The sequence below is a fragment of the Pontibacter liquoris genome (assembly GCF_022758235.1).
GTDB lineage: Bacteria > Bacteroidota > Bacteroidia > Cytophagales > Hymenobacteraceae > Pontibacter > Pontibacter liquoris.
In genome coordinates this window covers 236,562-261,568 of the sequence record NZ_JALEBG010000001.1, presented here as the reverse complement: position 1 = coordinate 261,568, position 25,007 = coordinate 236,562, and the positions used below count along the sequence as shown (strand labels likewise).

Genomic DNA, 25,007 nt, shown 5'->3' with positions numbered 1-25,007 from the left:
GGGGTTGCTGTGGTAGTTTATACTAGTTGGTATATTCGGTAGCCGCTGGTTGATGCTTCGTTTTACTTTTGGTTATACTTGGTAGTGGCTGTAGATGCTGCTCTATAACTTAGGCTATACTTGGTAGCTAGGTGTATTCCTACGTTTTATAGCTAGTTTGGCTATACTTACTAGCTGCTTGTATTGCTCAGTTTTATACTTGCCTTATTTGATTTTTGACTTTGGTGCGCTCCAAGCCCGCGAGGGCTTGTCCTTTGGCATCGCACTGTGGCGTGAAGCTGCTCCTCGCTACGCTGCGGGCTGCCCTGACGGGCACCGCAACACACCAAGGCGCTCAACCCAAGGACTGGGAAGATTTCGATAGCAGCTGCCTTTGCTTGTGGATACCCCTGTAGGGCAGGTCGCGACCTGTCCGCACGATGGCAGCTGCTATGAAAGTATAGCTGAAGTACAAGTATAAACCTGCTCTCCTTGCCTCCTTCTCTTTTGTCATCCTGAAAGGATCTTGGTGGAAGGGAGGTTAAGCCTTTCCTACGCAAGCTTGCTGCTGCTCTTCCATCGGCAGAAAGTCCCCCTTTGAAGGGGGTAGGGGGATGTTATCACCTAACCTATACCGCTTATACTTGTCTCTAGCAAAACAGCACACTTTCCCTTTTTGTCATCCTGAAAGGATCTTGTGAGAAAACTAAAGAAGCCAAACCTACACCACTTATACTTCTCAAGCAGTAATTACAGGCTCCCCTCCTGGGGGTAGGGGCCCTCTTCAAAAAACAAGGAGAGAGTAGGGGGGTTAGACTCAGTACCACTCCGCTTATACTTCAGAAAACCATAAGCCACACCTGCCCTCCCCTGCTCCCAGGAAAGGGCTGGAGTTAGGTTAAAGCCTTAATGCGCTCCTTCGTAGGTTTTCTCCCCGGCCGGAACAGCTACTGCCAGGCGGTTATCCTGCGGGGGCACGGGGCACACGTAATCGGGATTATAGTTGCAGTAAGGGCTGTAGGCACGGTTAAAATCCAGCTGAATGGTTTTGGCATCCTCTCTATAAGCCACATCCAGGAAACGGCCGCCACCATACGTTTCAAAGCCGTTGGTCTTGTCAGTGAAGGGCACAAACAGCTCCTCCTGCTTCTCACCGCTCAGGCGCTTGAACAAGGTAAGGCGCTGGGGCTGTCCTTCCAGCTCGAAGGTGGCTGTGGCATAGCGCAGGTAGGGTTCCGACGTGCCGTTATTCATCTTCATCTGCACTGTGTCCTGCTTCGGAATGGCCTGCAGCTGCGCTTTCACGCGGTAAGCCAGGTTGGGCTCATAATAGGTCAGGCCCTTGAATGCCCGGCGGCCATCTTCGGTAAACGGCGAGTTCTCACGGCTCCGGAACGAGAGTTCCTTGTTCTGGCGCTCCTGCAGCAGCGGTTTGATGTAGTTGTCGTCGTTGAAAAGGGTATCTTTTACAAAATAGAAAAGCACCAGTACAATGCCGGCAAATATGATCAGTCTCAGCGGTCGTGACATAAGGATAATACAGTGGTTTGGGCAAAGGTCGGAAATTTTGGGGAGAGCAGCAGAATATTACGCTTCGTTAACGTAGGGATGAATTGATAAAGTATAAGGTATAATTAGCAAGGGGTTGCACTTACGTAACAAGATGTTGTTAGCAGCAAGTATACTACTCTGTTTAGAGCGCACCAATACGTTAGCCGATCACCTCAGAACCCTAATCCCGATCCATGCACGCCACAAAACAGATAAAACGCTGGATTTGCCTGCTGCCCGTTTACGGGTGTTTTTCTACCGGGCTCATTTACGTGGCCATCGGGGTCATTGCCATACTTTCCTTTTTAAGGCTCAAGCAGGGCGGCGCAGATGAAAGCAGCCTGCTTGCTTACCTGAGTGATTATACCATCGGAAGAGTGTTTGTCTGGATCATCCTGCTTGGCTCGGTGAGTTATATTATCTGGCGCATCTACGAAAGCCTGAAAGACCCTTACGGCTACGGCAGGCAGCTAAAAGGCATCGCCCTGCGGGTCGGCATTGCCTTGAGCTCGGTAGCTGATGCCTTTATTGCTTATGCGGCCATTGCAGTTTTGCTTGGCATCAGCAACATCCCCGAAAACGGACAGCCCCAGGAACAACGCCAGCTTGTAAGCCAGCTATTGCAGCACAACATGGGCAATTGGGCTATTATCGGCGCGGGCCTGATCATCTTGATAACGGCTATTGTGCAGCTGCTCTACGGAATCACAAAAGGGTATAAGGAAAGGTTGGACATCGACCGCCTGTATGCCATTCTGAAGCCGCTGGTGCATCCCCTGGCCTGGGCAGGCTATGTCGCCCGGGGGATCATTCTGGGAATTATTGGCTTTTTCTTCCTTAAAGCGGGTGTTCTGGAAAATGCCCGCTATGTGGTGAACACGGACAAGGCCTTTGATTTTATCGGCGACCGGGTCGGGCATTTCTACTTTATTGCCGTGGCGGTCGGCACGATCTGCTATGGCCTTTTTATGTTTGCCCTAGGCGCTGCCGATAACCCGGATAAAGAGTAAGCACTACTAGGCCATACTATTAAAGCCACTGCTCTGCCCGCTTTCGCTATAACCCAAGCCGTCTAAAGACAGTTTGTAAGATATACCTTCTGCAAATAGCCATGCCACATCCTGACAAGCATTACAAAGACCTGATCGCGCAACTGGACCTGTTGCACTCGCAAGCCCTGGAACTGGAACAGAAATTTGCGCCGGCCATTCAGAAAGTATATCCTGCTTTCCGGAACAGTGCCCGCAACCTGCTCCACTACCTGGCCCTGCGGCAGCATGACATCCGGGAGCTGCAGGCGTCGCTGGCACGGCTCGGGCTTTCCTCGCTGGGGCGCGCCGAAGGGCATGTGCTTGCCAGCCTGCAGGCCGTGCGCCACCAGCTGTGCTTCCTGGCCAGTTGCGAGCCCAGGGAGGAGCATCTGGCCGTTTCGTTTGCAGAAAACCAGCCCCTGCTTGCCAGCCACACCAAAGCTTTGCTAGGCCCCGCGCCCGGCAACCGTAGCACCCGCATCATGGTAACGTTTTCGTCGGACCTGGCAGACGACTATGACCTGGTTTGCCGCCTGCTGAAAGCTGGGATGAACTGCGCCCGCATTAACTGTGCCCACGACGGAGAGGAAGTATGGCTGCGGATGGTACAGCAGGTGCGCAAGGCCAGCAGCGAGCTTGATATTCCGTGCCACATCCTGATGGATTTGATGGGCCCGAAGCTGCGCACCGGTCCCTTGAAACCTTCCCCGCCCCTGCTGGTGATACAACCGGTGCAGAACGAGCTGGGCCAGGTAATGGCTCCTGCCAAAGTATGGCTGGCGCCGCCGAGTGCGGAACCGCCGCTGCAGCCCGATGCCATCCTGCCCGTAGATGCGGACTGGCTGGCCCAACTGCAACCCGGCGACACGCTTTCCTTTACCGATACGCGCGGGCGGCACCGCCACCTGGCCGTGGTACTAAAAGAGGCCCGGGGCGTACTGACACACCTGCTCAAAAGCTCCTACATCACCACAGGCACCGAGCTGAAAGTAAAGGCAGATACGGTGCTGGAGCGCTCCACCAAAGTTGGGCAACTACCGGCTTTCGAACATCCTTTACTGCTCCGGAAAAACGACATACTGGTGCTTACAAAAGCGCCACTACCGGGCGAGGCCGCACAGTATGATGCCCAGGGCCATGTGGTGCAGCCGGCACATATTTCGTGCACGCTGCCCGAGGTGTTTGCGCATGTAAAGCCCGGCCAACCTATCCTGTTTAACGACGGCAAGATAGAAGGCCAGGTGCAGCAGGTGAGCCCGGAACAGTTGCTGGTAAAAATCACCTACGCCAGCGACACAGGCAGCAAGCTCCGGGCAGATAATGGCATCAACCTGCCCGACACTAAACTGCACCTGTACGGCCTCACCGATAAAGACAAAGCAGACCTGCGCTTTGTAGCGCAGCATGCCGACATGGTGGGCCTTTCGTTTGTGAACGACACCACGATGGTAGAAGCCCTGCAGGAGCAACTCCGGGAGCTGAATGCCGAAGACACAGGCATTATGCTCAAGATCGAGACCAAGGAAGGCTTCCGCAACCTGGCGCCCCTACTGCTGGCCGTGATGCGCAGCTACCCGGCCGGCATTATGATTGCGCGCGGCGACCTGGCCGTGGAATGTGGCTGGCAGCGGCTGGCCGAAGTGCAGGAAGAGATCCTGTGGCTAAGCGAGGCGGCACACCTGCCGGTGGTTTGGGCCACACAGGTATTGGAAACACTGGCAAAAAAAGGCCGCCCCTCCCGGGCCGAGATCACCGATGCTGCCATGGCCCAGCGCGCCGATTGCGTAATGCTGAACAAAGGCCCCTACATTGTGCAGGCCATCCAGCTACTCGACGATATCCTGAACCGCATGCAGGCCCATCAGCACAAGAAAACATCCATGCTGCGCAGCCTGCATATCTCTGCGCTGGAGGGGTTGGCCGGGGATCCGGAGTAGCATTTTTTGAGGTCTCTTAAATACCTTTTAGCGATACTTGCTTCATTTTGAGAATAATAATTTGTTATTTAACCCCGTTTTTATATAAATTTACCTATCGAGCTACGTTATACTGGCGCTGCCCGCTGTGGCGGGACACCAGAAGCAATGTTTTACCAAGTATAGTTGATATGAACAGGACAAACATTCGGAGAGCTTTTTATGTAGTGGCAGCGCTGATGATAGCAGGAGGCTTTCTGCTACGGCTGCTGCACCTCAGCGCCAACAACCTGGACCTGCACCTGATTCTGGCGGGCCACCTGCTGATTCTTACGGGAATCTTTATCCACATCAAGCATGTAACGGAGGAGCATAAGGCCCAACACCCCACCGATAAACACATCCGCCAGCTAAATAACTAACCCGCTTCCCTTATGAAACAATTCGCATGTATTGCAGTGCTTTTTATACTTGCCCTGGCGGCCCAGGCGCAGCAACTCATGCCTGCCACTATCACCAAACAGGTAAGTATAACGCAGCCGCGGCCCTACCTGCTCGTCGGCTCCGAAGAAGGGGCGATGAACGCCCTGGTTCTGCACCCGGATCATATCCAGCGGATGGACGTGTTGAAAGGCCCCGTCGCAATAGCCAAGTATGGCGATAAGGCGAAGGCTGGCGCAGTGGTGATGACCTTGAAGAATGATACCAAACTGGCACGGCTGCAGGAAGTATACGCCGCTTTTAAGGTACCGGCGCAGCAGCAAAACCTGAAAATCGCTATTGATGATAAGCTGGTCAGCAAGCCGGAACTGCTGCTGGCGTACCTGCCCGATATTGCCCGGGTAGAAGTAAAACAGCAGGACGTAACCGCGCCTGCCCGCTTCAGCTTCGACCCCGACGAGCCCTATCTCAACATTGTTACCCTGCAACGCTAGCTTTACCAGCAGCAGCGTGCTGCCGCATCCCTGTAAATGTCGTATCTTGCGGCTTTCATCAACCCTCATTCCCGTATGAACGGAACAAAACGCGCCGACATCAAGCCCGGCCTGCATGTTAACATTGTGCTGAAGGAAGACCAGCGTACCGGCGCACTCACAGAAGGCTACGTGCAGGACATTCTGACTAATTCATCCACCCACCCGCACGGCATCAAAGTCCGCCTCGAAACCGGCGAAGTGGGCCGGGTGAAGGAAATTCTGCCGGAAGACTGATGTTGAGTTGTATTTAAAAGCCAATTTAAAGGTCCCCCTTTGAAGGGGGCAGGGGGTTGATTTACGCCTGTCGGTCGGTTATCCATACTTCAATAGTGCGTTACACATTGGGCAAATCCTTCATCTCTTCCTCATCCGTAAACCGTAGGGTTGTAAAGCCATTTCCCGCCAGTACGCTGTCTCTTTCCATATCTTCTACTGTCTTAAACTTGTGGGTATAGCCATCCACCTCGATGATGAGCTTTAGCTCTTTGCACATAAAATCGGCAATGTAGTTGAGCAGGGGCCGCTGCCTCAGGAACGGATAGCCCAGTTTACCGTTGCGCAACACTTCGCACCATAGCCTAACCTCTGCTTTGGTAGATGTGCTGCGAAGTGCTTTAGCAAAAGGCTGAAGCTTTTTGTTATAGCCGCTGTTTGGCGCCATCATTGGTCTTATTTTATACTTTAATCTCTGGGATATCTGCTGGTGTAAATCATCCCCCTACCCCCTTCAAAGGGGGACGTTTGGGGAATGGTTTGCTCCGCTTATACTTCTTTAGCCTTCTACCTCTTCACTCATACCCTTTAACTTTCTAACTTTTTAACTCTCTGACTTTCTAACTCACAGCATTCCTTCGTCGGCGAAGCTGTAGTAGTCGGTATCGGTAAAGATGATATGGTCGAGTATGGGCAGGTCGAGGAACTGACCGGCTTCTTTCATTTTCTTGGTGAGGGAGATGTCGGCGGCGCTAGGTTTGAGGTTGCCGCTGGGATGGTTGTGCACCAGTATAACCGAGCTGGCGAGCTGCTCCAGCGCTTTTTTGAAGATGATCTTCGGATCGGCTACGGTGCCGGCCACGCCCCCCGAGCTGATGCTTTCCTTTTTCATCACCACGTTGGCCCGGTTCAGCAGAATGATCCAGAATTCTTCGTGCGGCAGGTCCAACAATTGCGGCTTTATGTAGTTGTAGATATCGGTAGAGCAGGTGATGCAGGTTTTGGCAACGGCAGCGGTCTCTTTGCGGCGGCGGCCCAGGTCCAGGGCGCTCACAATGGTAATGGCTTTTGCCTCACCAATGCCTTTGTGCTTCATCAGATCTTTTACTGTGAGGCGGGCCAGTTCGTTCAGGTCGTTGCCCACGGCGCTAAGTATAAGCTTGGCCACATCCACTGCTGTCAGTTTGGCTGTGCCCGAGCCAATGAGGATGGCGATCAGTTCGGCATCGCTGAGGGCGGCCTTGCCTTTGAGCAGCAGTTTTTCGCGCGGGCGGTCTTCCTCGGCCCAGGTTTTAATGTTCAACGATACCTGGTAAGGCACAACTTCGGCAGCAAGGACAGTATCTTTCACAACAGTACAGATTTTGATGAGCAAGTAAATGTTGCTAATAAAAGCGGAATTAATACAAATTAGTTCAGTGCGGCTGTCGCGGCATCAAAAATTATTTTATATCGGATATCTAAAAATTTACCGGCGCTAACCCGGGCCACTTTCCGGCAAAGGCGCCACCTCCCTATGCAACGATTTTTTTCTAAGTTCCTTTCTATCGGAGTCGTGTGCCTGCTCCTTTTCCTGATCGACCTGTATGTTTTCCAGGCCATCCGGGTAGTTTCTCAAAACCTGGCACCCTTCGCGCAGCAGCTGCTATACATAGGTTACTGGGCCGTTTTTACTCTCACGGCAGGCACTTTTGCGCTTTTCTCTTTTACCCGCCGCAGACCTGCGGGCACGATGCAGACCTACCTGGTCAGCAGCCTTTTTATCTTTTTTGCCTCTAAACTGGTCATGGTGGCGTTCCTGATGCTCGATGATGTGCTGCGCATCGGCAAGCTGGCCCTGAACAGCGCCGGGATGGCACCTGCCTTTGATACGGCACGCAGCAAGCTCCTGAGCCAACTTGGCCTGCTGCTGGCAGCTGTTCCGTTCACCGCCTTTATCTGGGGGATGGTGAAGGGTGCCTACGAATACCGCGTAAAGCGCCTCACGCTGCACTTCCCGAACCTGCCGCAGGCCTTCGACGGGTATAAGATGCTGCAGATTTCGGACCTGCATACCGGCAGCTTTCCTTCTTCAGAACCGCTAAAAGAGGCCGTGCGCCTGATCAACAGCCAGCAGGCCGACCTGGTGTTCTTTACCGGCGATCTGGTGAACAACCAGGCCGTAGAGGTGCAGCAGCACATGAGCACCCTGCAGCAGATCAGGGCTAAAGACGGGGTTTTCTCGGTGCTGGGCAACCACGATTACGGCGACTATGTATCCTGGCCCAGCGCCGAGGCCAAGCAGCGCAACCTGCTCACGCTCATCGAGAGCCACGGCAAAATGGGCTGGGATATTCTGATAAACGAAAACCGCATGATTGCCAAAGGCGGCCAACATATTGCCATACTTGGGGTGGAGAACTGGGGAAACCGCGCAGGCTTTCCGAAGTATGGCCGCCTCGACAAAGCCTATGCCGGCGTGGAAGAAGCGCCATTTAAGGTGCTGCTCTCCCACGACCCCTCGCACTGGGATGGCGAGGTAATTACCCGCTACCCTGATATCGACCTGATGCTTTCGGGCCACACGCACGGCATGCAGTTTGGCGTGAACCTGTTTGGCTGGAAGTGGAGCCCGGTGCAGTATATGTATAAGCAATGGGCGGGCCTCTACAAAAAAGGGCGGCAGCACCTGTATGTAAACACCGGCCTTGGCTTTTTAGGCTATCCGGGGCGGGTAGGCTTTCTGCCCGAGATCACTGTTTTTGAGCTGAAACGCGCCTGAGCCCTACCTAAAAAGGCTGGTCCGCAATGGCAGGCCTTTTAAGTTTCACCTTTGATAAGTATAATTCCTTTTCTTCCCCATACTTTACCGTCCACCCTTATGCCTGGCGCAGCCGGCACGTGCGGCCTCCGCAGCAAGGCACCTATTGTACTAGATTGCTAAAGCAGATACTTGATTTCAGAACCACCTGCCCTGCTGGTGGCACAAACATTATAGGAACCCTTTCGTAAAACCTAAGGCACCCATCCATTAGATTTATACTATTTTTAAATCCAAAAAAGGTTGATCTTCAACTAAACCCCAAACGAGCTATGAAAAAGGTATTATATACGATTGTTGCCAGCAGCGCCATTTTTTTTGCCACTTCCTGCAACACCAAAGAGAAAGGCACTTCCACAGAAGTAGCCTCGGCCAATGATGACGAGAACGTGGATCCCGACCACATCCGGGGCTATGGCAACAACCCTTCCCAAACAGCGACCGGCACAGAAGAAGGCGCCCCCGAACTGTACCGCAAGCGGGCTGAGATCGTAGCCGGGCAGATGGCTTCGGACCTGAACTTGGACCAACCCACCCAGAACAAGGTAATGCAGGTGCTGCTTACCAGGGAGCAGCAGATCGGGCAACTTGGGAATACGGCTACCGCTAACGCCAGCGGCAACATGGGCGGCGAACCCCGGAATGATACCGAAAACGATACCGCCACTAACAAAAACACCACCAGCGACCCGAACCGTCCCAATAACAAAGGCGACGTTTATGCCGGCAATGCGGCAAACAAAGGGGCAAATGAGCAGCAAGGCAGCGGCAACGTTTCAAACCCCACCGGTACCGGCTCCACCCAACAGCCTAGCGCCCAGAACACTGAAAACGCCCGGAAAAACATTATCGCGCAAACCGATAAGGAGCTAAAAGCGATCCTGACACCCGAGCAATGGACCAAGTATGAAAAGAACCGCGGCAAGTATAAGGTAGCTGAATAGCAGGCGAAAGTGGCTGGCACGCGGGCCTCAGAAAAATATTAGGCCCGAAGCTAAAACAAGCCTCTAAAATCATAACATACCTGTATATCAGTCGTATACATTCTTGAAAGCCTGTAGCGCCCGTAGCTACAGGCTTTCGCTATTTTATACTTCCGATACTTCCACACATATTAAGATTGCCATATTTTTGATGATGGCATACTTTTTGGCCAACTTTGGCGTACTTAGTAAATCCTGACTGCCGCAGCTGCGGCCTTCCATTCGTGTTCATGCGGAAACTGCCCTTGCATTACTTCTTCCTGTTTGTCCTGCTTTGCTGCGGCCTGCCTGCTATGGCCCAGAAAAGTATCCGGCTTAGTGGTACGGTATTGCAGCCCGACCGCAAAACCCCCATACCCGGCGCTACGATTGTAAAAGTGAGCAGCAAGCTGGGCGTGCTCACCGATAAAGAGGGGCAGTTCAGAATCGATATTGCCCAGGAAGATACCCTGCTGATTCGGGCGGTAGGCTTTAAGCCGGTGCTTTACCTGCCCAAGCAATTGCCGGTATCGGAGCTTCGCGTTAACATTATCATGAAAGAAGACAGCGTGTTGCTGGGCGAAGTGGAAGTAACCAGCCGCCCCTCGCCGGAGATGATCCAGCGGGCCCTGCGCAACATGAAGCACGAGCAAACCAGCCAGGTAAAGCGCCCCGGCCATATTCCGGGGTTGGAGCCGCCCCCGCCGCCGGCTGCGCCCGCCGCTACCATTGCCAGCCCTGCCACCTTGCTCTACGACATGCTCTCGAAAGAAGGAAAAGAAAAGCGCAAGCTCAACGAGCTGCTCCGGCAACAGCAGGCAGAGCAGGAGCGAAAAGAACGGGAAGAGTATAATAGGCTCTTTAAAAATAATACCGGCTACGAGTAAGGCAGCAAAACATTGCGGCGCTGCGTAGGTTATGGGTAGCAACCATACTTACAACGCATGAAGATCGGCTATCCCTGTATCAACCAAACGCTGGACTGTAGCTCCTCCCGCACCTTCCGGCTTGCTTCTTACTCCGAAGAGCGCCTCATCGACACCGTAGCGCAGAACCTGGCCTGCCTGCGCCGCATCCTCGAGTACAACGTGCAGCATGGCCTGCTGTTCTTCCGCCTTACCTCCGACCTGGTGCCGTTTGCCTCGCATGCGGTCAATACCTATAACTGGCAGGAGCATTTCAAGATGACGTTCCAGCGCCTGGGCGATTACATCAAAAGAAATAACCTGCGCATCTCTATGCACCCCGACCAGTTTGTGGTGCTCAACTCACCAAACGAACAGACCGTTAAAAATAGCATTGCCGAGCTGGTATACCAGGGCACCGTGCTTGATCTGATGGGGCTGGACACGACGGCCAAACTGCAGATACATGGCGGCGGCGCTTACGGAGACAAACCGGCAGCTATGGAACGCTTTGCCCAGGTATACCATACGATGCTGCCCGATGCCGTAAAAGCACGCCTCTGCGTAGAGAACGACGACCGCACCTATACCTTGCAGGACTGCCTGCAACTGCACCAACTGACCGGCGTGCCCATCATCTTTGATAACTTCCACCACGAGTGCGTGAATAACGGGGAGCCTATGCGGGAGGCCGTGCAAATGGCCGCTTCTACCTGGCAGGCCGGACGCGATGGTATCCTGATGATGGACTATAGCTCGCAGGCACCTAATGAGCGCAAAGGCAAGCACGTGCAAAGTATACAGGAGCAGCTCTTCCACGACTTTCTGGCAGAAACAGAAGGCCTGGACATGGACATCATGCTGGAAATAAAAGACAAGGAAGAAAGCGCCTTAAAAGCCGTGCAACTGGCCGGAGCCATGGGCCGCCTGGCTTTATGAGGTAAGCAGGTGATACGCCCACTCTGCCATCTGCCAGAGGCTCCAGGCTAAGAATACGAGCAACACCACCAGCCCGATCAGCACGCCTGCAATAACGCCTTTGCCGCTGCCCTGGTACTTGCCTTCTTCGTAATGCCGCCGCAAGAGGCGCACATTTCGGTCGTTGGCTTTGTAGGCAAAGTCGAAGATGTTACCAAGTATGGGAATACTGCCGATAAGCGTATCGAGGGCGACATTTACCAGCATGAGCGCCACCAGCTTGCCGCTGGCGCCATGGCGGGCCATGGTCACGATCAGCATAGCCGAAACGCCGAAAGAAGCCAGGTCGCCGGCAAAGGGCAACAGCCCCAGAATAGGGTCCAGCCCGAAACGGAAATTAGTGCCGGGCAACCGGAACTGGCTGTCCATCAGGTGCGAAATATGGTCTACCCACTTCAGCTTCTCTGACTGCGCGGTGCGGGTATAATGCATGTTTGAGTTAGCCATAAGCGCTTATACGGCTGTGGCAGGCCAGAGGTATACTTCCGGGGCAGGCGCTAGTTTCGTCGCCGCTTTTTAAAGGCCTTGTCGCGCTGCTTTTGCCGCTTACCGGTGCTCTTGGTGCTGTTCCAGCTTTTGTCGCGGCTTTGCCGGTGGCCGTTATCGAAGCGCATGCTTCGGCCGTCATCATCTACGACAATTGCTTTTTTGCCGCGCGTCGGCGAGCAGGAAACAGCAAGGGCGCCCACGATCAGGACCAGCAGGATGTGTTTAGACAGGTTCATGTGTTATACTTTGTTTAAGGGGCGTTAACGCAATTACGCTCATAAAGTATAACTAATTAGTTATAAAGTTAAAATAATATGCTTTTAAACAAAAAGAGAGCTGCCAGGCGGGTGTGTACCTGGGCAGCTCTCCGGGAGTTTATGCGTTACTGAGCTTAGTGCTTCTTGCCTTTTTTGCCGTGATGTCCTTTTCCTTTTTCTTTTTTGTCATGATCCTCGCGCTGGTAGCTGCTGCGCTGATCCTCGTTGTGTATGATCACGGTCGTGTTCTGGCCTTTGCCCTTGTTGTGGCTGGGGTGATGCGGGTTGTTCGGATTTTTATACCAGCCTTTGTGTTTGCCGTTGTCGTGGCGCCCGTTTTCCACGCGCACCTGCTTTCGGTCTTCCAACACAATTACGCGGCCTGAGCGCGACGTGCGGGTAGGCTGTTTTTTAGAAGAGGAACAGGATGCAAATGTTACCGTCAGGGCCAGCAGCAACAAGGCCTTTGTCAAATTAAATCTCATACTTGTAAGGGTGTAGGTGAATACTTCTGACTGCTTAAAAATTGTGCCAGAAAAATAGGGTTTCGCTATACTTTCCAAAGATACTTTATTAGATACAAAACAAACACCGTTTGCCGGGTGTGCTGCTTTAATCTTTTGACTAACGCTGTTTGGTGCCCGTATATTTGCTATCTTTAACTTATTATTCCGGCATAAGCTGCCGCCTTAAAACAGACTCTTTCTTATGAAAAAATTGTTTCTGACTCCACTCCTATCCGCCGCACTGCTCCTGTTCGGGTGCCAGGACAGCACGGAAACAATCAACCCTAACGTGGTGGCCCAACTGCAGGGCGCCTGGTTAAACACCGCCATCCAGCAACGCTATTATGACGCCGCAGGCACGCTGGTTTTTGAAAGCGCCGGCTCGCCCGACAGCCTGGTGTATAAGATCAAAGACAATAACCTGGCCATTGTGCTGGATTCCACCCAGTTCACGAACGACTCGACCAGCAGCCAGAAAACCTTGCAATCCATGACGTTTGTCTTAACCGATACCAAAGACATGACCCGCATTACCTTTACCCAAAGTGGCGGCGGCACCTCTCATACCACGATCACGGCTGTTTCGCCTGCTACCATGACGTGGGAAGACAGTTTTGAGAACCAAAGCTACCAGGACAGCACCCAAACCAGAACTGCCGCCAAAGTAGTGATCCGGCACGAGTTTAAGAAGCTCCCATAAACGACGCCTGCCGCCTTTACAAGCTAAAAGCCCCGGCCAAGTATAGACGAGCTATACTTGGCCGGGGCTTTTTAACGCGCTACACACGCTATTAATGCTTATTCATACAGCGAGGCGGTGCGCAGGTCCAGCAGCGTTTCTTCGGGCGTAATATGTTTGGCACGCAGAAAACGCTTGAGCTGCCCCGGATCATAATTAGGAGCTTCGGGGTTCATGCTGCTGATGTGTACCAGCCCCGAGGAGTGAATGAATTCCTGGTTGCCACCTATCCACATGCCCACGTGCACCACGCGCTCGGGCTTGCCGTCTTTTGCCGGAACGCCAAAGAAAAGCAGGTCGCCGGGGCGCATGTTCTGCCAGCCCTTAGAGGTATCGACCAGCTCTCCGATGTGCACCTGCTGCGAGGCGTCGCGGGGCAGTACCAGGCCGTTCATAAAGTATACGGTTTTGGTAAAGCCGCTGCAGTCTACGCCTTTAAACGAGGTGCCACCCCACAGGTACGGCAGGCCCAGCAGGCTTTTGCTCGTCTGCACCAGGTTGTTTTCGGTAGGCTGCCGGCTGGCCAGCCAGTTTTTATAGCCGGTAGCTTCGGCTTTCGCCACATACGCACTACGACCGTCCGGAAACTGCACTTCGTAAAAATCTTTTTCCTCCTTTTTGAGCACCATCACATCGCCGTACACCAAATCCGATATCGTGCCGCCGGCGGCACTGGCACTGCCGTAAGCAAAGCCGTACGGATGCGTGTAGATCAATTTATCGCCTTTCTGCCAGTCTGCAAAGCGGGTGCTGCTGAGCAGCGTAATGCCGCCGTCATCTACCCAGGCCAGGTACTGATCGGGCGTTTGCACCAGGTACCAGCCGCCTTCTTCTTTCCATACCTTTACCGGGGTGCCCATGGTTGCCTGTGTGGCCAGCTCGGCCGAGTGCTTGGGCTGGGAGCGCAGGTTAGCTACCGAAATAGTTACCACTGCATATTCCTGTCCTTTCAGTTCGGGTTCGGGTAACACCCGGATGCTATCCACAAAGGAAATCTTGGCCGCCTGCAGGCGCTGCAGCAAAGCAGCCTTGGCAGCCGGCAGATTGGTTTCGCCGGCAAGCACCTGGTTGTGCAGCTCCACCTGGAACAAAGCCGTACGTTTATCCGGGGCAAATTCCTGACGGATGGCGTCTACTTCCGCTTGCAAAGCCGTTGGGGCGGTCGATGCCGTTGTTCCGGTTTTGGTGCCGGCACAGGCTGCCAGCAAGGGCAGGAGAAAAATTAAAAAAGCTTTCCGCATGATCATGGTGACTTGGTGAAAAGGTGATGGAGAGTAGGCAAAAGGTTAAGGCAGGCTGCAGCTCCTTTCTACTCTCTGTCATTAAACATACTTGATTTATACTTTAGTTTCGCTTCTAGGGAAGCGTGCTGCTCCCGGGTACCAGGTTATCAGGGTGCTACCTGTTGCATCAGCAGGCCACAGATATATGCACCATAAGTACCAATGCCATAGCCAAGTATAGCCAGCAACACGCCCACAGGCGCTAGCGCCGGATGGAAGGCGGCCGCCACGATGGGGGCCGAAGCCGCCCCGCCGATATTGGCCTGGCTGCCCACCGCCAGAAAGAAGAACGGCGCTTTAATGAGTTTGGCCATCAGCACCAGCAATAGCATATGAATAATGATCCAGATCAAGCCCACCAAAAACAGGCCCGGGTTGCTGAACACAGCCGAGACATCCATCTGCATGCCAATGGTCGCCACCAGAATGTATAAAAATAAACTGCCAATGCGTGAGGCGCCTGCCCCTTCCAACTCACGTGCCCGGGTAAAGGATAGCAGCATGCCGAAGGTTGTGGCCAGCACCACCAGCCAGAAGAACCCGGACGTTAAACTGAATTGCTCCAGGTACGGGGCGTGTACTGCGATCCAGGGAGCGATCAGGTCGGCCAGGAAATGTGCGGCACCCGTTACTCCCAGCCCTATGCCCACAATCATCATCATATCGGTTAAAGTGGGGATGCGCATAATGCTGAGCCTGTATGCTTCTACCTTTTCTTTCAGTTCGATGATCGTGGATTTATCGGCCTTAAAAAAGCGGTCTATTTTATCCGAGATGCCCACGCCATACAAGAGCACCGCCATCCAGATATTGGCCACGATCACGTCCACAGCAATTACGGCTGAGAAAAGATTGGGATTGGGTTTGAACACCTCATACATGGCCAGCTGGTTTGCGCCACCGCCGATCCAGCTGCCGGCAATGGTGGATAAGCCGCGCCATACCGCATCCGGCCCCTGCCCGCCTACGATGCCGGGGGCAAACGATGATACGATCAGGATCGCCAGCGGACCGCCAATCACCACGCCTACAGTTCCGGTAATAAACATCAGGCCGGCTTTGTGGCGTAGTTTCCAGATCTCTTTCAGGTCGAGGCTGATGGTGAACAGCACCAAACTGGCCGGCAGCAGGTAGCGCGAGGCCATCTGGTACAAGCCCGAATGCTCGCCGGAAATAACTCCGAAAGAGTTTAAAAGACTTGGTATCAGGTAGCACAGCAGCAGCGAAGGCACTACACTGTAAAACTTTTTAAAGAAAGGCCTCTCGCTGGCAGCGGTCTTGAAGATGAGCGCCAGAATAATGACAAGTATACCGAGTACGACGGCATCGTTGGTGATCAGGGGTAATGGTTCAGGGGCTTGTTGCTCCATGATGGGTTGGTAAGGGTTGGTTTAAAGTAATGGTTTATTGGTGCTCTAAAATATCTATTTTATTATTCATTCCTGGCGCAAGTTTTCAAACTTGTGTCTTTTTGTGGTGTGAAGTCGCTGACTTCGCTGAGCTAAAAGCCTCATGATGACCGGTATTGGATGGTGGGTATCTTTATACCTGCCATTGTTATAACAACTTTGTATTACTTGATTCTTTGCTGGCTTTTCGCCTCGCCGGCTGGGCCTTCCTTTTCTCCTTGATGAGAAAAATAGAGGGCCCCTACCCCCGTAAGCAAAAGAATCAAGACGATTTTGAGCTCGCTGACGCTCAAACAAAAAATCGTCAAATACTGCACTTGGCTAAAGTGTCTGCTGCATAGCTTACAGGAAAGAATTCAAGTATAATCCTGCTTATCCCATAATTCTATAAATCCTGATTCAGATAAAATTACCACTTCCCCACCTCTTGTCATCCTGAAAGGATCTTGTGAGCAAGCTGTTCAATCCAAAACTACAGCGCTTATACTTCCCAAGTAGTAATTACAGAATTCCCTCCTCGAGGAGGGTGGGGAGGTGTTAAACATCCACAAAAGCCACAATACTTATACTTTCAAAGCAGCCACTTTCCCTTTTGTCATCCAAGCCGCTCCTTACCAGCCCCATACCCATTGATCAACTCTGTTAGCCTGTCCAGATCTGCAGTTGTGTGCAGGCTGTTGAGGATAACGCGCGTAATGGGTGCATCGGCCGGCGTGGGGTAGCGGAAGCTGGAAATAAGCACCTGGTTTTGCAGCAGGTAAGAGCTCAGGGCCTCCTCGGAAGTATAAAAGACCGGATACGCCTCAAAAAAACGGAACAGTTCCGGTTGCTGCAGGCGCTTCCGGAAGTATAGGATGTTTGAAAACAGCTTTTCCCGGGCGGCTTCAAAGAGCTGCTGGCTGTGCAGAAATGCATACAGGTAAGCCGGTATCGCCGGCGACGCCCCACCGAAACACGAACTGGCCCGAAGCTGCGTGATCAGCTGCCTGTCGCCAAGTATAAGCCCCGCCGGAATGCCAAAGGCTTTGCCAAAAGAACTCACCACCACCAGCCGTATACCTTGCAAACCGCGCAGCTGCGGGTAAATGCCTGCACCGTTCTCGCCGGTTACGCCAAAGCCATGCGAATCGTCCACGATCAGCGTGATCTGCTTTTCACGGGGCAGTTTATTAACCCAGTCGAACGAATAGTTTTGCGCCTTAAGCGGATCCAGCGAGTTACATACAAGTATAAGCTGCCGCTCTGGCAACGCTGGCGCCTGCTGCAGCATTAGGTTCACCCATTCGTCAAAGGGGACACTGGCATAGGGCGCATCGGCCATACTTCGCCACAGGGCCGGATGCGTGCCGGGCGCATACAAAAAGCGTCCTTCGTTTTGCAGCGTTTGCACCACCAGCTGCCCGGCCAGATAACCCGACGACATGGTGAGCGCGGCTTCTGCGCCGGTATAGCTCGCCAGGAAATCCTCTGCCTCGGTAAACACCTGCAGCTGCAGGTTAGAATTGCGCGAGCTCGAATAGTTGGTGCCATAACGCTCAAATCCCGCCAGCAGGCTTTGTTGAAAGGCCTCGCTACGCGAAATGCCCAGGTATGACGTGCCGCTGCAAAACAGGAACTCCGCGCCGTTCACGCAAAGCGTGCGGCCGGGCAACTGATCGGCAGTGATGCGCTCCGGGTCGATCATCAGGCAAGCAGCGTCGCGCCGGTTCCGTTTACTGGGCTGTAGGTCACTTTACCGAAGTCAATGGTTACGCCCGAGGCGATATCCTTGCTCAGCAGCAAAGCGCCGTCCATGTCCACGTAATCCAGCATAGGCAGCAGCTGCGCAATAGCAGAAATACCGACACTCGATTCGGTCATGCAACCGACCATCGTTTTCATGCCCAGCTTTTTGGCTTCAGCAATCATACGGCGCGCGGGTGTCAGTCCGCCGCACTTTACCAGCTTGACGTTGACACCATGAAAATGGCCGTGGCATTTAGCAACATCGGCTTCCGTAATACAGCTTTCGTCGGCAATGAGCGGGAGGGCGGAGTGCGCATATACCTGCTTCATGCCTTCCATATCGTCGGCCCGCATGGGCTGCTCAATAAACTGCACGCCCAGCGGCTTTAGCTGTTTCGAGTTCTCGATGGTTTCTTCCACGCCCCAGGCGCAGTTGGCATCTACCCTAAACACGGCATCGGTGTGCTTGCGCAACGCCTTTACAATGGCCACATCGTTGGGCGTACCCAGTTTTATCTTGTAAAGTGGCCAGGGCTGCTCCTGCAATTTCTTCACCATGTTGTCGATGGTGTCGATGCCGATGGTATAATCTGTGATGGGCATGGTAGCAGCATCTAGGCCCCAAAGCTTGTAGAGCGGCTTGCCCTGCAGCTTGCCGTAGAGATCGTTGGCCGCCATATCGAGGGCACAAAGTGCAAACGGATTATCGGCCAGCAGCGGCTGCATCTGTGCCCAGAATGCTTCCGGCGAGGTCAGTTCTGTTGTTTCGATCTGCTCCCGGATGCTTTCCAGGGCCGCCGTCATACACTGGATGGTGAACTTGTAGTACGGGTTGCTGGTAGCCTCGCCGTAGCCTTTATGCCCGTCGTGCTCCAGCTCCACGATCAGCGTTTCCTGCACATCGCGCGAGTCGTAGGAAATGGTGAAGGTGTGCCGCAGCGGCAGGTCGAACGAACGGATGGTTAGTTTCATTATAGTATAGGTTGTTTCTTTGAAACGGTTCTTTAGCTAAATTATACTTCTGCCGGCGCTTACCTTTTCTGGTTTTATAGTTTGTGCTGCTATCTTCGGGTGCTTATCCGGCAAAGTATAAACTTAATACTTCTCATGCACATCCGTCATGATGCGCACCATTTCGTCGCGGATGGCGGAAGAGGAGACAGGAAAATTGTTGTTCATAAAGCTGAAAAGCAACAGCTTTCCGCTTTTGGTGATAATGTAGCCGCTCTGGTTGTGCACATGCGCCAGCGTTCCTGACTTACCAAAAACGAAGGGCACATTGGCTTTGTAGATATTCCGGAAAGTACCCGGCTGGCCGCCGGCCGCCAGCATCGGAAACAGGCGCTCTTTGGGCCTCTCCTGCAGCAGCTTTTGCAGCAAAACGATGATATCGCGTGGCGTGAACATGTCCATGCTCGAGAGGCCCGAGCCATCTATCCAAATGGGCTTGTCCGGCAGGTCGTTGAGGTAATGTTCCAGCGCGTATTGTATCCCTTTCTCCACCGCCAGCGTGTCGGAGATGGTGCCCGAGCAAAGCGCCATTAGTTGCTCGGCCAACAGGTTGTCGCTTACCTGCAGCATGCGCTTGTACACCGTATCGGCAGGCAGGCCATAAAATGTCTTCCCGTTCTGCGGTATACTTCGCGTCACCAGCTTTACCGGGCGCTTTAAGGTATCGGCCAGCAACGCCACTGTGAGCGCAGGCGAGGTGATAAAGGGCACTTCCACCGAAAAATTGGCTTTGGCCAGCTTGGGGTAAAAGGTAAAATCATTGGTTCGCCAGGCGCGCACAAACGCATCGCCGTTGGCATTGGTAGTGGTATCAACTTTCACCAGGCGCTTAAAGTAGGCAGGCGTGGTGGTGTATTGTGCGCTATCCTTACGCGTGAATTTCACGATGTTGCCATGGATGGGAAACACGTTCCGCTCCGGCTGGTAGTAATAATTGTAATCGTCCCAGCCCCAGTTGGTGGCAAACGGTGTGCTGGTATAAGGCGCCTGGATATAGTATAGCTTTTCGGGGCGGTTCTTCAGAAACGAATAGGCTGCCGTGTTCTTCACATCCATGTGGGTAAAGATGGGGTCGCCTGTGCCCCAGAACAGTAACGAATCGCCATGCACCGCATACTTAAGCGCCGGGATGGAATCGCCCAGCATTTTGAGCGAAGCATAAAATGTAAACAGCTTGGTGTTGGAGGCGGGAACAAAATACTTGTCGGCATGATGAGCCACCACCATCGAATCCAGCTCCGGGTCATAGAGGGCAAACCCAATAAAATCGTGCGTCCGTTCTTCCGAAGCCATGATCTGACGGGCAATTTCGGCCGGGCCGTAAGGCACAGCGCCCGCGGCTTCAGGCGCTTTTCTGGACGTAGCGCAGGCGCCCAGCAACAGCAGGCTTATACTTAATAACAGGTACCGGAAGTTGCTCATGGTTTTAGTTGTTAGGCGCCGGGTGATGGGCGCCGGATTTTTAGACTTTAGCTATTAGACTTTCTTATACTTCCGCCACCACACTCCTGCTGCACATATCGGATTTGATTCATCGCTTCCTACTTGCTTCCGATACTTATCCTGTTCTCTTTTTGTCATCCTGAAAGTATGCTGATGAAGTATAGCGGCCACTTTGGCGACTTGCTAACAAGATCCTTTCAGGATGACAAACCGGGTAATCTTTCCTTCTTATACCTTTCCCTCGCCTGCCTTCGGAGACTGTGCGTTCTTTTCAGGCATCCTGCTTCACTTTATTATCCAGCGGCCAGAGGCCCAAGTATAGCGCACACTTGCCGGAGGCAAGCGAGGGCAGCTGATTTGCATTCGTCCCTGATATATACTTGCTTACAAATACTTTTTATAAAGATTGAACAGCACCTTTTTGTCTGTTTCGGTCAGCGTGTCGCTAATGTCTGTTTGTATAAAGTGCAGCTTAAAGGCCTTGATGGCCGCTTTCATGTCTTTTGTATCGTAGCCGATAATGCGCAGGGCCTCACGGGGCGCAATGGGGTCCTGTATGCGCACCTGCACGTGGGCCTTGTCCTGCACGGCGTTGGTATGGATAAACACGCTGTCCTGCACCGAAATGATGGTTTGCACGGCGGTGCTGTCCGGAACCAGCGTAATGTTTAGCGCCAGGGTGCTGTCAGCGTAACCGGCCGCATTTGGGGTGACTGTGCTGTCCAGGAGGCCGGCATCGTACCAGAGCCCAAAGCCATTATCGGCCAGCTTTTTCCAGGGGAACGTTCGGTTTGGGTCGTTTTTGCGGGTAGGCGCAATGTCGGAGTGGCCGATAAAGTTGGCCGCTGGAATGTGGTAGTCTTTCTTCAGCCTGGCCAGTACAAGCAAAAGGCTGGTGATCTGCTCATCAGAAAAAGGCTCGAAGCCATTGTTATCGAGCTCGATGCCGATAGACGACGAGTTGAGGTCGTTGTTGTTACCCCAGCTGCCGGAGCCCCCATGCCAGGCCCGCAAGTTGTCGTTAAGCATGTGGTATACTTTGCCGTCGCGCCCGATCACGTAATGGGCGCTCACCTGCGTACGGGGCAACGTAAAGGTGCGCAGCGTCTGGCCCGTAGAGTCCTGGGCGGTGTGGTGGATGACCACAAAGTTAGGCTTACGCATGTTAAAGTTGGTGGTGCCCACCCAGTAATCACCTTGCTGATAGGTTGCCCCGGCCGTTGCAGCAGGCGGAATGGTGCGCAGGTTTTTGGCATACGCCCGCGCCTGCTTTTTATAAGAGCGGTTGGTAGCGGCATACGGGTTTGTAGCGCACGAAGCGATAACCATACCGGCCACAACTAATAATGATAACTGAGGTAAAAATCGCTTCATTGTGTTATTCTTTCTGAAAAAAGGCTCCTGCAGCGGGTAGCGGCCAGAGAACCTGCTGTGTTTTTATACTAAATGCCACTGTGTGGCTGTTGCTGTTGTAAGTGTGGCGTGCTTTCTGCTTGCACCACTAAATATAGCAAACTAATTATCTAAAGTATGAATCGGTCTGTCTTCGCTTTTCCGGGATCGCTCCACCAGCAGGGGCTACCAGCTTCAAAACCCGTATATTGCAACTGGGCAATTACGGGTTCAGGAGAAAGCGCGACCTGAAACGCCTTTCCAATATTGCTTTTATTTGCAGGATTTCAAAAATTACCCGCAAATAAAAAGACAAATCCTGCTATTTCACTATATTGCACTATCTGCTATTCGTTAACAATCAGATCCATTGAAAAAACACCCTTTCCTCACCCTCGCCTTCATCCTCCTGTCGATGCTGGCCACAAGCAACCTGCTGGCGCAGACTAAACGCAGCAAAACACAGAAAACCGCCCCTAAAAAGGTGGCAGCCCCTGTTTTTAATTCTGAAACCGACCCGCCGTTCCTGAACGCTGATCCACATTGGGTTGATTCGGTGTTCTACTCCCTGACGCCCGATGAGCGCATCGCGCAGCTGATCATGATCCCGGTGTACTCCAACAAAAACCAGGCGCACATCGACTCGATCAGCAACCTGATCACCACCTACAAAGTGGGCGGGCTGATCTTTTTCCAGGGCGGCCCGGTGCGACAGGCCAAGATGACCAACCGCTACCAGCGCGAAAGCAAAGTGCCGCTGATGGTGACGCTGGACGGTGAATGGGGACTGGGCATGCGCCTGGACAGCACCATGCGTTTTCCGTACCAGATGGCGCTGGGCGGCCTGGAAGACGAAAAGCTGATCTATGAGATGGGCGCCGAGATTGCCCGCCAGTGCAAGCGCATGGGCATTCATGTAAACTTTGCCCCGGTAGTGGACGTGAACAACAATGCCAACAACCCCGTGATCGGCTTCCGCTCTTTCAGCGAAGACAAGTATAACGTCACCAAAAAATCATTGGCGTACATGAAAGGCATGCAGGATCAGCACGTGCTGGCCAGTGCCAAGCATTTTCCGGGCCACGGCGACACCAACGTAGACTCGCACCTGGGCCTGCCGCTCCTCGACTTTTCCCGCAACCGCCTCGACTCGACCGAGCTATACCCCTTCCGCGAACTGATGGCCCATGGCCTGGGCAGCGTGATGGTGGCGCACATGAACATCCCGGTGCTGGACAATACGCCTAACCTGGCTTCTACCCTTTCCAAACCCATCGTAACGGACCTGCTGAAAGGCGAACTGGGCTTTAAAGGATTGGTCTTTACCGATGCGCTGAACATGCAGGGCGTCGCCAAATTCTACCCGCCGGGCGTGGTGGATGTGAAAGCGCTGCTGGCCGGAAACGATGTGCTGCTCAACACAATGGATGTAAAAACCACCATCCAGGAGATAAAAAAAGCCATCAAGAACAAAGAGATCACACAGGCAGAGATTGATGCCCGCTGCCGCAAGGTACTGGCCGCCAAACAATGGGTGGGCCTGGACAAGTGGCAGCCGATCGAAACCGAGCACCTGGTGGCCGACCTCAACAACCCGCATGCCCAGTACCTGAACCACCGCCTGGTAGAGGAGTCGGTGACGCTGCTGCGCAACAAGCAAAACATCCTGCCTATCCAAACGCTGGACACCCTGAAAGTGGCGGCCCTGGCCATTGGCACCACCGCTGAAACAGACTTCCAGCGCGGCCTGGCACGCTATACCAATGTAACCAACTTTTACCTGGCACCAAACGCAACCATCGCCGAGTTGGCGTTACTGCAGCAGCAGCTCAAAAACTATAACCTGGTGATTGCCGGCGTGCATAAGTTACAGCTAAAAGCGGGCAGCGGCACCTTCGGCATCACCCCAGAAATGAATTTGTTCCTGAAAGACCTCATCCTGGCGCAGCCTACGCTGGTAGCCGACTTCGGCAACGTATACAGCCTGGCCAAACTGGAGGGCATTGATAAAGCAGCTGCCGTAATTGCCACCTACCAGGAAAACAGCCTGACGCAGGACCTGGCCTCGCAGCTCATCTTCGGCGGTATCGGTGCCAAAGGAAAGCTGCCGGTTACGGTGAGCAATGCCTTTAAGTATGGCGACGGCCTGACTACGAATGGCGGCCTGCGCTTTGCCTATACTACGCCCGAAGCGGTTGGCCTTAAATCGGAAGACCTGACTGGCATCGACTCGCTGGTAGCGCAGGCCATCGCGGAGCAAGCCACGCCCGGCGCGCAGGTGCTGGTCGCCAAAGACGGCAAGGTGATCTACTACAAATCATTCGGGTATCATACTTACGACAACCAGGTGCCGGTGCAGAACACCGACCTCTACGACATGGCCTCCGTGACCAAGATCAGCACCTCGCTGGCGGCCTTTATGAAGCTCAAAGGCGAAGGCCGCTTTGATGTGGACCAGACGCTGGGCCACTACCTGCCCCTGATGGAAGGCTCGAACAAGGAGAACCTCAAATACCGCGATATCCTCACGCACCAGGCCCGGTTGAAAGCCTGGATCCCGTTCTGGAAAGAAACGGTAAAGGAAAACGGCAAATTTAAGCGCCATACGTTCAAAGCCGATTCATCGGCCCACTACCCGCTGAAAGTGGCTAATAACCTGTACATCCACCGCAAGTACGCCGACAAGATTTACGAGCAGATAAAGGAATCGCCGCTGAACGACAAGCCGGGCTACGTTTACAGCGACCTCTCGTTTATACTTGCCCCACTGGTGGTGCAGAATATTACCGGCGTTGGGTTCGAGACCTACCTGAAAGAGAACATTTACGAGCCGATAGGCGCTACCACGCTCACCTTTAACCCCTACAAGCAATACCCGCTGTCGCGGATTGTGCCCACCGAGGTTGATACGCTTTTCAGGAAGCAACTGCTGCACGGCACCGTGCACGACGAAGGCGCCGCCATGCTAGGTGGCCTGAGCGGCCACGCCGGTCTGTTTGGCGATGCCAACGACCTGGCCAAGCTCATGCAGCTCTACCTCAACGATGGCACGTATGGCGGCAAGCGCATAATTGCCGATCATACCGTAAGCGAGTTCAGCAAGTGCCAGTTCTGCGCGCAGGGCAATTACCGCGCCCTGGGATTCGACAGGCCGGCCAAACCGGGAGAACCGAACGGCAACGCGGCGCCAAGCGCCCCTGCCGAAAGCTTTGGCCACTCCGGCTTTACCGGCACCTATACCTGGATCGACCCGACCAACAAACTGGTGTATGTGTTCCTGTCGAACCGCGTAAACCCGACCCGCGAGAACAACAAGCTCAGCAAACTGAACACGCGCACGCAGGTACTCGAAGTGGTCTACAAAGCCCTGAAAAAGGCTGACCAGCAACGCAAAGCACTGTCTATCGAGTAGAGTAAGTATAACGACGCCTTTATTAAAAA

The 25,007-nt window shown here is 53.4% G+C and carries 23 protein-coding genes; 11 read left to right on the top strand and 12 right to left on the bottom strand.

Going from position 1 to position 25,007, the window contains the following annotated elements; all coding sequences use genetic code 11:
- Positions 1 to 885: 885 nt before the first annotated feature.
- A complete protein-coding gene (locus tag LWL52_RS01030; RefSeq protein ID WP_242916269.1) occupies positions 886 to 1,509 on the bottom strand; it encodes a DUF1684 domain-containing protein in 624 nt (207 codons plus the stop codon).
- Positions 1,510 to 1,724: 215 nt separating this feature from the next.
- Between LWL52_RS01030 and LWL52_RS01025 the strand changes: the two genes are divergently transcribed.
- The 5 genes from LWL52_RS01025 to LWL52_RS01005 all read left to right on the top strand — a co-directional run bounded on the left by LWL52_RS01025 (position 1,725) and on the right by LWL52_RS01005 (position 5,688).
- Positions 1,725 to 2,540, top strand: coding sequence for a DUF1206 domain-containing protein (locus tag LWL52_RS01025; protein ID WP_242916268.1), 816 nt, complete (start codon positions 1,725 to 1,727; stop codon positions 2,538 to 2,540).
- A 101-nt stretch (positions 2,541 to 2,641) separates the two neighbouring features.
- On the top strand, positions 2,642 to 4,498 hold the full coding sequence (locus LWL52_RS01020; RefSeq protein ID WP_242916267.1) for a pyruvate kinase: 1,857 nt from the start codon (positions 2,642 to 2,644) through the stop codon (positions 4,496 to 4,498).
- A 170-nt stretch (positions 4,499 to 4,668) separates the two neighbouring features.
- Positions 4,669 to 4,899, top strand: a complete 231-nt coding sequence (locus LWL52_RS01015; RefSeq protein WP_242916266.1) for a hypothetical protein — start codon at positions 4,669 to 4,671, stop codon at positions 4,897 to 4,899.
- 12 nt (positions 4,900 to 4,911) lie between these two features.
- Positions 4,912 to 5,412, top strand: coding sequence for a hypothetical protein (locus tag LWL52_RS01010; protein ID WP_242916265.1), 501 nt, complete (start codon positions 4,912 to 4,914; stop codon positions 5,410 to 5,412).
- Positions 5,413 to 5,487: 75 nt separating this feature from the next.
- The gene (locus LWL52_RS01005; protein ID WP_242916264.1) at positions 5,488 to 5,688 is read left to right on the top strand and encodes a YwbE family protein; all 201 of its coding nucleotides are present in this window, start codon (positions 5,488 to 5,490) and stop codon (positions 5,686 to 5,688) included.
- A gap of 100 nt (positions 5,689 to 5,788) precedes the next feature.
- On the opposite strand, the gene LWL52_RS01000 is transcribed toward LWL52_RS01005, so the two are convergent.
- Together LWL52_RS01000 and radC are read right to left on the bottom strand one after the other, a co-directional pair.
- Complete coding sequence (locus LWL52_RS01000) at positions 5,789 to 6,118, bottom strand: endonuclease domain-containing protein (RefSeq protein ID WP_242916263.1); 330 nt, start codon at positions 6,116 to 6,118, stop codon at positions 5,789 to 5,791.
- A gap of 174 nt (positions 6,119 to 6,292) precedes the next feature.
- On the bottom strand, positions 6,293 to 7,018 hold the full coding sequence (radC, locus tag LWL52_RS00995; RefSeq protein WP_242916262.1) for a RadC family protein: 726 nt from the start codon (positions 7,016 to 7,018) through the stop codon (positions 6,293 to 6,295).
- A 165-nt stretch (positions 7,019 to 7,183) separates the two neighbouring features.
- On the opposite strand from radC, the gene LWL52_RS00990 reads away from it, so the two are divergent.
- The 4 genes from LWL52_RS00990 to uvsE all read left to right on the top strand — a co-directional run bounded on the left by LWL52_RS00990 (position 7,184) and on the right by uvsE (position 11,273).
- Positions 7,184 to 8,428, top strand: coding sequence for a metallophosphoesterase (locus tag LWL52_RS00990; RefSeq protein WP_242916261.1), 1,245 nt, complete (start codon positions 7,184 to 7,186; stop codon positions 8,426 to 8,428).
- Positions 8,429 to 8,739: 311 nt separating this feature from the next.
- Positions 8,740 to 9,411, top strand: a complete 672-nt coding sequence (locus LWL52_RS00985; RefSeq protein WP_242916260.1) for a hypothetical protein — start codon at positions 8,740 to 8,742, stop codon at positions 9,409 to 9,411.
- A gap of 269 nt (positions 9,412 to 9,680) precedes the next feature.
- Positions 9,681 to 10,316 (top strand): carboxypeptidase-like regulatory domain-containing protein, encoded by a 636-nt coding sequence (locus tag LWL52_RS00980; protein WP_242916259.1) that lies wholly within the window; start codon positions 9,681 to 9,683, stop codon positions 10,314 to 10,316.
- Positions 10,317 to 10,373: 57 nt separating this feature from the next.
- The gene (gene uvsE / locus LWL52_RS00975) at positions 10,374 to 11,273 is read left to right on the top strand and encodes a UV DNA damage repair endonuclease UvsE (RefSeq protein WP_242916258.1); all 900 of its coding nucleotides are present in this window, start codon (positions 10,374 to 10,376) and stop codon (positions 11,271 to 11,273) included.
- Here uvsE and LWL52_RS00970 read toward each other — a convergent pair.
- The 3 genes from LWL52_RS00970 to LWL52_RS00960 all read right to left on the bottom strand — a co-directional run bounded on the left by LWL52_RS00970 (position 11,268) and on the right by LWL52_RS00960 (position 12,543).
- Positions 11,268 to 11,759 (bottom strand): DUF4112 domain-containing protein, encoded by a 492-nt coding sequence (locus LWL52_RS00970; RefSeq protein ID WP_242916257.1) that lies wholly within the window; start codon positions 11,757 to 11,759, stop codon positions 11,268 to 11,270. The two genes, uvsE and LWL52_RS00970, sit on opposite strands and share 6 nt — an antisense overlap.
- 50 nt (positions 11,760 to 11,809) lie before the next feature.
- The gene (locus LWL52_RS00965; protein ID WP_242916256.1) at positions 11,810 to 12,037 is read right to left on the bottom strand and encodes a hypothetical protein; all 228 of its coding nucleotides are present in this window, start codon (positions 12,035 to 12,037) and stop codon (positions 11,810 to 11,812) included.
- A 155-nt stretch (positions 12,038 to 12,192) separates the two neighbouring features.
- Entirely contained in the window at positions 12,193 to 12,543 is a 351-nt protein-coding gene (locus LWL52_RS00960; protein WP_242916255.1) for a hypothetical protein, read from the bottom strand.
- Positions 12,544 to 12,766: 223 nt separating this feature from the next.
- Here LWL52_RS00960 and LWL52_RS00955 point away from each other — a divergent pair, with 223 nt between their 5' ends.
- Positions 12,767 to 13,264, top strand: a complete 498-nt coding sequence (locus tag LWL52_RS00955; protein ID WP_242916254.1) for a transporter permease — start codon at positions 12,767 to 12,769, stop codon at positions 13,262 to 13,264.
- A gap of 98 nt (positions 13,265 to 13,362) precedes the next feature.
- On the opposite strand, the gene LWL52_RS00950 is transcribed toward LWL52_RS00955, so the two are convergent.
- The 6 genes from LWL52_RS00950 to LWL52_RS00925 form a co-directional block, all read right to left on the bottom strand.
- The gene (locus LWL52_RS00950; protein ID WP_242916253.1) at positions 13,363 to 14,544 is read right to left on the bottom strand and encodes a C40 family peptidase; all 1,182 of its coding nucleotides are present in this window, start codon (positions 14,542 to 14,544) and stop codon (positions 13,363 to 13,365) included.
- Positions 14,545 to 14,693: 149 nt separating this feature from the next.
- Positions 14,694 to 15,956 carry a DUF819 family protein gene (locus tag LWL52_RS00945; protein ID WP_242916252.1) on the bottom strand — a complete coding sequence of 421 codons (1,263 nt, stop codon included), beginning with the start codon at positions 15,954 to 15,956 and terminating at the stop codon, positions 14,694 to 14,696.
- 634 nt (positions 15,957 to 16,590) lie between these two features.
- Positions 16,591 to 17,679, bottom strand: coding sequence for an aminotransferase class I/II-fold pyridoxal phosphate-dependent enzyme (locus LWL52_RS00940; RefSeq protein WP_242916251.1), 1,089 nt, complete (start codon positions 17,677 to 17,679; stop codon positions 16,591 to 16,593).
- The gene (locus LWL52_RS00935; RefSeq protein WP_242916250.1) at positions 17,679 to 18,692 is read right to left on the bottom strand and encodes a dipeptide epimerase; all 1,014 of its coding nucleotides are present in this window, start codon (positions 18,690 to 18,692) and stop codon (positions 17,679 to 17,681) included. The genes LWL52_RS00940 and LWL52_RS00935 overlap by 1 nt, the downstream gene beginning before the upstream one ends.
- A 123-nt stretch (positions 18,693 to 18,815) precedes the next feature.
- Positions 18,816 to 20,153, bottom strand: a complete 1,338-nt coding sequence (locus LWL52_RS00930) for a D-alanyl-D-alanine carboxypeptidase (RefSeq protein WP_242916249.1) — start codon at positions 20,151 to 20,153, stop codon at positions 18,816 to 18,818.
- A gap of 405 nt (positions 20,154 to 20,558) precedes the next feature.
- A complete protein-coding gene (locus LWL52_RS00925; RefSeq protein WP_242916248.1) occupies positions 20,559 to 21,548 on the bottom strand; it encodes an N-acetylmuramoyl-L-alanine amidase in 990 nt (329 codons plus the stop codon).
- A 388-nt stretch (positions 21,549 to 21,936) separates the two neighbouring features.
- On the opposite strand from LWL52_RS00925, the gene LWL52_RS00920 reads away from it, so the two are divergent.
- A complete protein-coding gene (locus tag LWL52_RS00920; RefSeq protein ID WP_437179335.1) occupies positions 21,937 to 24,978 on the top strand; it encodes a serine hydrolase domain-containing protein in 3,042 nt (1,013 codons plus the stop codon).
- The last annotated feature ends 29 nt before the right edge of the window (positions 24,979 to 25,007 follow it).